2 protein-coding genes and 1 pseudogene are annotated in these 1,506 nt (G+C 67.0%); 1 reads left to right on the forward strand and 2 read right to left on the reverse strand.

What is annotated here, in order from left to right; translation table 11 throughout:
* On the reverse strand, positions 1-456 hold a 456-nt coding region (locus EN780_RS33980), incomplete at its 3' end, for an RsmE family RNA methyltransferase (RefSeq protein WP_128276438.1).
* A 31-nt stretch (positions 457-487) separates the two neighbouring features.
* Positions 488-1,135 (reverse strand): hypothetical protein, encoded by a 648-nt coding sequence (locus tag EN780_RS33985; RefSeq protein ID WP_128276439.1) that lies wholly within the window; start codon positions 1,133-1,135, stop codon positions 488-490.
* Positions 1,136-1,210: 75 nt separating this feature from the next.
* On the opposite strand from EN780_RS33985, the pseudogene EN780_RS33990 reads away from it, so the two are divergent.
* A pseudogene (locus EN780_RS33990) lies at positions 1,211-1,506 on the forward strand (GMP synthase); the annotation flags it as partial.

The following is a 1,506-nucleotide window of genomic DNA, read 5'->3' on the forward strand; positions in this document are numbered from 1 at the left end:
CTTTTCCGCCTCGCGCACCTCGGGCACGGCGAGGATGCCGCATTGCTCGGCCGCCTCGACGACATTGGCGCGCAGCCGCTCGATGCCCGGTTTTGCAACCTGCGTATGCTGGGTGATCACCGGCTGCAGGATACCGGCGCCCATCTCGACCGCCTTTTGCACCAAATAGTCGAGCCGTCCCTGCTTCAGCGGCGCGAAGCAGTAGACGAGGTCGGGCAGCGGCGGCTGCGGCCGTTGTTGGTCGAGCACCTTCAGCCGCACCGCCTTCTTGGATCTGGCGGCGATCGCCGCCGACCATTCGCCGTCGCGGCCGTTGAAGACCAGGATCTCGACGCCTTCGGAAAGACGCAGCACATGCATCAGGTAATGGCTTTGCTGCTGCCCGGCATCGAATTCGATGCCCGCTCCGAGGTCGTCCGGCACGAACAGCCGCTGCATCTTGTAATTGGCGCGCATCGCCGAGCAATGGGCGAGGCGGGCTTTGCCGTCAAGCCTCGGCCGAAGGGTGCCATGCCGGCGCGTAGCCTTGCCGCAGCACCGAGATGGTGGTCGCCGGTGTCAGCAGGCGAAGCGGCCGGCCAGCCAGGTCGCCAAAAGCGGCCGGTGTGCCATAGCCCGCGAACGACCAGCGCAGCGCCTTGCCGCCACGCAGCGCATAGGCCGTGTTGCCGTCCGCGATCATGCTGCCATCGGGCAGGGCGGCCAGCTCTTCCGGCTTGACCGTTGGCGGCTGGCCGCCCGAGGCCAGCCGCTCCTTGTGCAGCCGCTTGTCGAGCATCGGCGCGCGCGGCTCGGCGATGGCGGAGGCCTCGCCGAACCGGCGGACGAAGTCGCTGCCCCGTTCGCGCCGGCAAAAGAAGCAGGGCCGATGGCCGGCGGCCAGCGCCGTCACCTCGTCGAGGAAGAACAGTTCGGTCCAGCCCGCCTTGCCGCCCGGCCTGTTGCGGCCCATCGGCTCGCGTCGCACATTGCGAAATTGGCACACGCAGATGATCCAGGCCTGTAGCGCCCAGCGCTTCTTCAGCAACGTCTTCGTCTCGGGGTCGTGGATGATGCCGCGATTGCCGGTGAACAGGCCGCGTTCGGGCACGGCATGGATGGCGCCGAACGGATCGACCCGGTTCTGCAGTGGCATAGGCGTTCCTTCTTGGCTGCGATGCGGGCGCCATGATATCGCTCGCGGGCTCAATATCATGTCAGCAGGGTTTCGATGCGCGTCCTGGTCGTCCAGAATTTCGACAATGAAGGCCTTGGCCAGATCGGCGCAGCGCTGGTCGAGGCCGGCGCCGATATCGATCTGCGCAAGCCCTACAACGGCGAGGCCTTGCCCGGGCACAGCGGCGAGCATGACGCCATGGTCGTGCTCGGCGGTGCCCAGAACGCGCTCGATGACGAGCTTTGCCCCTATTTCCCCGAACTGCTCGATCTGACGCGCGACTTCGCCGACAGGGACCGATCGGTGCTCGGCATCTGCCTCGGCAGCCAGTTGCTGGCGCGGGCCTTCGG

Origin of the sequence: Mesorhizobium sp. M4B.F.Ca.ET.089.01.1.1 (assembly GCF_004022605.1) — a bacterium.
In the GTDB taxonomy this organism is placed as follows: domain Bacteria; phylum Pseudomonadota; class Alphaproteobacteria; order Rhizobiales; family Rhizobiaceae; genus Mesorhizobium; species Mesorhizobium abyssinicae.